Source organism: Klebsiella sp. HMSC25G12 (assembly GCF_001807705.1).
GTDB classification, from domain to species: Bacteria; Pseudomonadota; Gammaproteobacteria; order Enterobacterales; family Enterobacteriaceae; genus Klebsiella; species Klebsiella variicola.
Window position 1 is genome coordinate 186,911 of the sequence record NZ_KV789854.1, and the last position, 6,728, is coordinate 193,638.

At 61.1% G+C, this 6,728-nt stretch carries 5 protein-coding genes; 2 read left to right on the plus strand and 3 right to left on the minus strand.

Annotated elements, in window-relative coordinates; translation table 11 throughout:
* The first annotated feature begins 6 nt into the window (after positions 1 to 6).
* Complete coding sequence (gene gdhA / locus HMPREF3096_RS08930; protein ID WP_008807617.1) at positions 7 to 1,350, plus strand: NADP-specific glutamate dehydrogenase; 1,344 nt, start codon at positions 7 to 9, stop codon at positions 1,348 to 1,350.
* Positions 1,351 to 1,393: 43 nt separating this feature from the next.
* Here the strand turns inward: gdhA and HMPREF3096_RS08935 are convergent, their stop codons facing one another.
* From HMPREF3096_RS08935 to selD, 3 genes are all read right to left on the minus strand, one after another.
* Positions 1,394 to 2,374: an NAD(P)H-quinone oxidoreductase gene (locus tag HMPREF3096_RS08935; RefSeq protein ID WP_012968472.1), complete on the minus strand. Its 981-nt coding sequence runs from the start codon at positions 2,372 to 2,374 to the stop codon at positions 1,394 to 1,396.
* A gap of 170 nt (positions 2,375 to 2,544) precedes the next feature.
* Complete coding sequence (locus HMPREF3096_RS08940) at positions 2,545 to 4,491, minus strand: DNA topoisomerase III (RefSeq protein ID WP_023297427.1); 1,947 nt, start codon at positions 4,489 to 4,491, stop codon at positions 2,545 to 2,547.
* Between the two features lie 4 nt (positions 4,492 to 4,495).
* The gene (selD, locus tag HMPREF3096_RS08945) at positions 4,496 to 5,539 is read right to left on the minus strand and encodes a selenide, water dikinase SelD (RefSeq protein ID WP_012542093.1); all 1,044 of its coding nucleotides are present in this window, start codon (positions 5,537 to 5,539) and stop codon (positions 4,496 to 4,498) included.
* A 225-nt stretch (positions 5,540 to 5,764) separates the two neighbouring features.
* Here selD and phoC point away from each other — a divergent pair, with 225 nt between their 5' ends.
* Positions 5,765 to 6,511: an acid phosphatase PhoC gene (gene phoC, locus HMPREF3096_RS08950; protein WP_008807621.1), complete on the plus strand. Its 747-nt coding sequence runs from the start codon at positions 5,765 to 5,767 to the stop codon at positions 6,509 to 6,511.
* Positions 6,512 to 6,728 lie beyond the last annotated feature (217 nt).

A 6,728-nucleotide genomic window follows, 5' to 3' on the forward strand; every position in this document is an offset into this window, starting at 1 on the left:
ATATCTATGGATCAGACGTGCACTCTGGAAGGCTTTCTCACCCGCGTTCAACAGCGCGATCCTCATCAAACCGAATTTGCTCAAGCCGTCCGGGAGGTGATGACCACCCTGTGGCCTTTCCTTGAGGAAAATCCGCGCTATCGTCAGCTTGCTTTGCTGGAACGTCTGGTGGAACCGGAGCGCGTGATCCAGTTCCGCGTGGTGTGGGTGGATGACCGCAATCAGGTCCAGGTCAACCGCGCGTGGCGCGTGCAGTTCAACTCGGCCATCGGCCCGTATAAAGGCGGGATGCGTTTCCACCCGTCGGTTAACCTGTCGATTCTCAAATTCCTTGGCTTCGAGCAGACCTTCAAAAACGCCCTGACCACCCTGCCGATGGGCGGCGGGAAAGGCGGCAGCGATTTCGATCCTAAAGGCAAGAGCGATGGCGAAGTGATGCGCTTCTGCCAGGCGCTGATGACCGAGCTCTATCGCCACCTTGGCCCGGATACCGACGTACCGGCGGGCGATATCGGCGTCGGCGGCCGCGAAGTCGGCTTTATGGCCGGGATGATGCGCAAGCTCTCCAACAACAGCGCCTGCGTCTTCACTGGTAAAGGCCTCTCCTTTGGCGGCAGCCTGATCCGTCCGGAAGCCACCGGTTACGGTCTGATCTACTTCACCGAAGCGATGCTCAAACGTCACGGCCTCGGCTTCGAAGGCGCTCGCGTGGCGGTTTCCGGCTCCGGCAACGTCGCGCAATACGCCATTGAGAAAGCGATGGAGCTTGGCGCGCGGGTGGTCACCGCCTCCGACTCCAACGGCACCGTCGTTGACGAAGCGGGCTTCACCAAAGAAAAACTGGCCCGCCTGATCGACATTAAAGAGCGTGCCCATGGCCGCGTGGCCGACTACGCCCGCGAATTTGGCCTTACCTATCTTGAAGGCCAGCAGCCGTGGTCAGTGCCGGTGGATATCGCCCTGCCTTGCGCGACCCAGAACGAACTGGACGTCGATGCCGCCCGCCAGCTGATTGCCAATGGCGTGAAGGCCGTGGCGGAAGGCGCCAACATGCCGACCACCATCGCCGCAACCGACCTGTTCCTGGAAGCTGACGTGCTGTTTGCCCCGGGCAAAGCGGCCAACGCCGGCGGCGTGGCGACTTCCGGTCTGGAGATGGCGCAGAACGCCGCGCGCATGGGCTGGAAAGCGGAAAAAGTGGATGCCCGTTTGCATCACATCATGCTGGATATCCACCACGCTTGCGTGCAGTACGGCGGCGAAGCGAAGCAGACAAACTACGTGCGCGGTGCGAATATCGCCGGTTTCGTGAAAGTCGCGGATGCCATGCTGGCCCAGGGCGTGATTTAACCTCCCCTGACGCCATCCCGGCGGCTGCCCGCCGGGATGCGTCTCACGACGTCATCGTGATCACCACTTTCCCCAGATGCTGACCACTGTCCAGACAAGCATGGGCCTCGGCAACCTCCGCCATCGGGTAGCTGGCGTAGATCATCGGCTTGCATTTCCCTGCCTCAAGCAGCGGCCAGACGTGGCGCCGCAGCGCCTCGGCAATCTCCTGTTTCTCCGCCGCCGTCCGGCCGCGCATGGTTGAGCCGGTGATGGTGGCTCGCTTGAGCATCAGGGTCTGAATATCAACCTCATGAGCGATTCGTCCGCCCATAAAGCCGATGATCACCAGCCGTCCATCCTTTTTCAGTATCCCAAGGTTGCGGTTAAAGTAAGGGCCGCCAACGATATCCAGAATGACATCCACGCCTTCATCGTGGGTCAACTGGCCGATTTTTTCCGCAAAATCATCGGTTTTGTAGTTAATCGCCGTAGCATAGGGACGTAGGGCAGCGATTTTTTCGTCCTGGCCAACGGTGGCATAGACGGTCATCCCCAGCGCGTGGCACAGCAGGACCGCGGTGGTGCCAATCCCGCTGGCGCCGCCGTGGATCAGGATGCTTTCGCCAGGCTGCAGCTTACCCAGCTGGAAGACATTCGCCCAGACGGTGAAGAACGTTTCCGGAATGGCGGCCGCTTCGCTAAAGCTGAGGCCCGCCGGGATCGGCAGCGTCTGGCCTGCCGGCACGGCGCAGTATTCGGCATAGCCGCCGCCGTTGGTGAGCGCACAAACGCGATCGCCGGGCGTAAACGCTGTGACCTGCGCGCCGACCTCAACCACAACGCCCGCCACCTCCAGGCCAGGTACGGGGGTGACGCCCTTGGGCATAGGGTACAGCCCCTGGCGCTGCAGGATATCCGGCCGGTTGACGCCGGCGGCCTTCACCTCAATGAGCACCTCATTCTCCCCAATAGCAGGGATTTCTCCTTCGCGGATCTGCAATACCTCCGGGCCGCCCGGTTGGCTAATAGCGATATATTTCACGGGTCCTCCTTATCGCCGGTGAGAGAAATGAGCAACATTATCGGCAAGCGCGAAGACGCATTCAGGGGGGAAGTCGTCAAGCCCTGCCCGGCTGTTTAGTGTAGACCATTGACCTGGCTGGCGGAGAAGCGGTGGCCGCGGGGATTCGCATCCTCGCGACCACCGGCGGGTTACTGCGGCGGCGGCGCAGCATCGTCTGCCGCTTTTTTCCCTTTCGGCTTGCCTTTACCTTTAGTGAAGGATTTTTTCGCCCCGGCTGGCGCGGCCAGGCCGCGGAACTGGCGCACTGGCGTGCTCCGCGCCTGATCGATCAGCTGGAACAGCGTCCCCACCAGCGGCTGCATAAAGTCCTGATAGCGGCACTGCTTTTCGCTGATCTGCGTCAGGACCGATTCCCAGTGGGCGGTCATATCCGGACGCGCGGCCATCTCCGGCAGGGAGTGAATCAGCGCCCGGCCAGCGTCCGAGGAGTGGATATAACGCCCCTTTTTGGTCAGGAAACCGCGCTTGAACAGCAGCTCGATAATCCCGGCACGGGTCGCTTCTGTGCCGAGACCGTCGGTGGCGCGGAGGATCTTCTTCAGATCTTTATCCTGCACGAAACGGGCAATCCCGGTCATCGCCGACAGCAGCGTGGCGTCGGTGAAGTGGCGCGGCGGCTGCGTCTGACGCTCCACCACTTCGCCCTTCTCGCACAGCAGTTCATCGTCTTTGGCCACCACCGGCAGCGGCGTGCCGTCGTTCTCTTCATCGCGCTCTTTGCTGCCCAGCAGCGTCCGCCAGCCAGCCTCTGCCAGAAAACGCGCCTTGGCGACAAACTTGCCGTTGGCGATCTCGAGGTCAATCTGGCATTTGCGGAACACCGCGTCCGGGCAGAACTGCATCAGATACTGCCGGGCGATCAGGTGGTAGACCTTCGCTTCGTTATCGGTGAGCTTGACCTGGCTGCTGCGGGCGGTCGGGATAATCGCATGGTGCGCATCGACCTTTTTATCATCCCAGCAGCGGTTGCGGATCTCCGGATCCATCACCGGCTGCGGCAGCAGGTCCGCCGCATGGACGGCAATCGCATTCAGCACCGCATGACGGCCGGCGAAGTGCTCTTCCGGCAGGTAGCGGCTATCCGAACGCGGGTAGGTAATGAGCTTGTGGGTTTCGTACAGCTTCTGGCAGATATCCAGCACGTTTTGCGCGCTGAAGCCGAAACGTTTGGCCGCCTCAATCTGTAGCGCCGACAGCGAGAATGGCAGCGGCGCGGGTTCGGAATCGCGCTTATCGTTATAGCCGGTCACCAGCGCCGGCTGGCCTTCGATGCGCTTAACCACGTGCTCAGCCAGTGGACGATGCAGCAGACGCCCTTCTTCATCCTGATAAGGTTCGCAGGCTTCGCTTGGCACCCAGGTAGCGACAAAACGTTCCTCCTGCGGCGTGACGATATGCGCCTTCACGTCGAAGAAGTCTTTGGCGACGAAGTTTTCAATCTCTTCATCACGGCGAACCACCAGGCCAAGTACCGGGGTCTGCACCCGCCCCACGGACAGTACCCCCTGATAGCCGGCGTTGCGCCCCAGCAGAGTATAGGCGCGGGTCATATTGATGCCGTACAGCCAGTCGGCACGCGCCCGCGCCAGCGCCGACACGCAGAGCGGCACGAACTCGCTGTTGGCGCGCAGGCGATTGATCGCCCGCTCCACCGCCTGCGGGTTGAGATCGTTAATCAGACAGCGCTGCACCTGCTGACGCTTCTCCGGCGCCAGCTGCAGGTAATCGAGTACTTCGTCCACCAGCAGCTGCCCCTCACGGTCGGGGTCGCCGGCATGGATCACTTCCTGCGCCTCGCCAAGCAGACGCTTGATCACATTGAGCTGTTTGGTGACCGAGGGTTTGGGTTGTAGCTGCCATTTCTCCGGCACAATCGGCAGGTCGGTGAGATTCCAGCGGGCATAGCGGCTGTCATAGACGTCCGGCTGCGCCTGCTCCAGCAGATGGCCGATACACCAGGTGACCACCTGCCCGTTGCCGCACTCAATATAGCCATCGCCTTTGCGGTGCGGTTTAGGCAACACATCGGCGATAGCCCGACCGAGACTCGGTTTTTCCGCAATAAACAACCGCATCGAATCAACGGATCTCGATCATGGGTCGTCCGCCGCGGGCGGTGACCAGCTCGCCGATGGCGGCCAGCTTAATGCCGAACTCCGCCGCAGCGGCCTGGACTTCGGCTTCCGCTTCCGGAGTCACCGCCAGCAGCAGGCCGCCGGAGGTCTGCGGATCGCACAACAGGTCCCGCCACTCCGCCGGCATCTCGCCCATCAGATGGCCGTAGCTGGCAAAGTTGCGCCCGGTGCCGCCCGGCACCGCGCCGGCGGCAATATAGCCTTCCACCCCCGGCAGTTTTGGGATATCGGCATAGCGCAGCTGCGCCTGCACGCCGGCCCCGCGGCACACCTCGCTAAGATGGCCGAGCAGGCCAAAGCCGGTGACGTCGGTCATCGCCTTCACCCCGTCGATGGCGGCAAACGCGGCGCCGGCGAGGTTCATCTGGCACATGGTTTCAGTCGCCAGTCCCTGATGCTCTGGCTTGAGCAGCGATTTTTTCTCCGCGGTGGTCAGCACACCGATCCCCAGCGGTTTGGTGAGATACAGTTTGCAGCCCGCCTGCGCAGTGCTGTTTTTCTTGATGCGCTCGGTGGGCACCACGCCGGTGACCGCCAGACCGAAGATCGGCTCCGGAGCGTCAATGGAATGGCCGCCTGCCAGCGCGATCCCGGCCTGCTGGCAGGCAAAGCGCCCGCCCTCGACCACTTCACGGGCAATTTCCGGCGCCAGGGTGTTGATCGGCCAGCCAAGGATGGCAATCGCCATAATCGGTTTCCCGCCCATGGCGAAAATATCGCTGATGGCGTTGGTGGCGGCGATGCGGCCAAAGTCGAACGGATTATCGACGATCGGCATAAAGAAATCGGTGGTGCTAACGATTGACGTGCCGTTACCAAGATCGTAGACGGCGGCATCGTCGCTGGTTTCGTTGCCGACAAGCAGGTTCGGATCGACAAACTTCGCCTGCTCGCTATGCAGGATGGTTTCCAGCACCTTCGGGGAAATTTTACAACCACAACCGGCTCCGTGGCTGTATTGCGTTAAACGAATGGCTTGCTCGCTCATGGACATCTCCTGTCATTGCAATCCCGCTATGTTAGCGCCCAAACGCCAGGGTGGTAAGTACGACAGTCTGAAATCGCGTATGGTTGCTCATTAAGCAGACAAAAAGCCGTTTTTGCGAGACACGGCAATTTTTTCCCGACCATTTTCACTTTTACTTAAAGATGACAGAAATGTGACAACACAGAACTGTCTTCTCTGGAATGATTATGACGTAAGGAAATTCTAATGAAAAAGCGTGTTCTTGCCCTTTGCCTGGCCAGTTTCTTCTCCGTTAACGCCTTTGCTCTGGTTCCCCCCGGGAACGATGTCACCACCAAGCCCGATCTCTACTATCTGACCAATGCCCAGGCCATCGACAGCCTGGCGCTGTTGCCGCCGCCGCCGGCGGTGGGCAGTATCGCGTTTTTAAACGATCAGGCGATGTATGAGCAGGGGCGTCTGCTGCGCAATACCGAGCGCGGGAAGCTGGCGGCAGAGGATGCCAACCTCAGCGCGGGCGGCGTGGCCAATGCCTTCTCCAGCGCCTTTGGTTCCCCAATCACCGAGAAAGACGCGCCTCAGCTCCACAAACTGCTGACCAATATGATTGAAGACGCCGGCGATCTGGCGACCCGCGGCGCGAAAGAGAAATACATGCGCATTCGCCCGTTTGCGTTCTATGGCGTCTCCACCTGCAACACCACCGAGCAGGACAAGCTGTCGAAAAACGGCTCTTACCCGTCCGGGCATACCTCTATCGGCTGGGCCACCGCCCTGGTGCTGGCGGAGATCAACCCGCAGCGGCAAAATGAAATTTTGAAGCGCGGCTATGAGCTCGGCGAGAGCCGGGTGATCTGCGGCTATCACTGGCAGAGCGATGTCGATGCGGCGCGCATCGTCGGCTCCGCGGTGGTCGCTACGCTGCACACCAACCCGGCCTTCCAGCAGCAGTTGCAGAAAGCCAAAGACGAATTCGCCAAAACGCAGAAGTAACGTCATCGCCGTTGAACTCCCGGATGCGGCGCCTGGCGCGCCTTGTCCGGGCTACAAAAACCGCGATTGATTCGAATGGTAGGGGTTGTAGGCCGGGTCAGGCGCGAGCTGCCACCCGGCATAGATGCGGCTCCGAGCCTGCTGCCATCGCCCGGCGGCGCTGCGCTTGCGCGGCCAGCCGGACAGTTCCCTCTCCCTCCGGGAGAGGGCCAGGGTG

Bases quoted from the DNA above. Each gene is read 5' to 3' on its own strand.
- gdhA (WP_008807617.1), top strand. From the start codon at position 7: ATGGATCAGACGTGCACTCTGGAAGGCTTTCTCACCCGCGTTCAACAG.
- HMPREF3096_RS08940 (WP_023297427.1), bottom strand. From the start codon at position 4,491: ATGCGGTTGTTTATTGCGGAAAAACCGAGTCTCGGTCGGGCTATCGCC.
- selD (WP_012542093.1), bottom strand. From the start codon at position 5,539: ATGAGCGAGCAAGCCATTCGTTTAACGCAATACAGCCACGGAGCCGGT.
- phoC (WP_008807621.1), top strand. From the start codon at position 5,765: ATGAAAAAGCGTGTTCTTGCCCTTTGCCTGGCCAGTTTCTTCTCCGTT.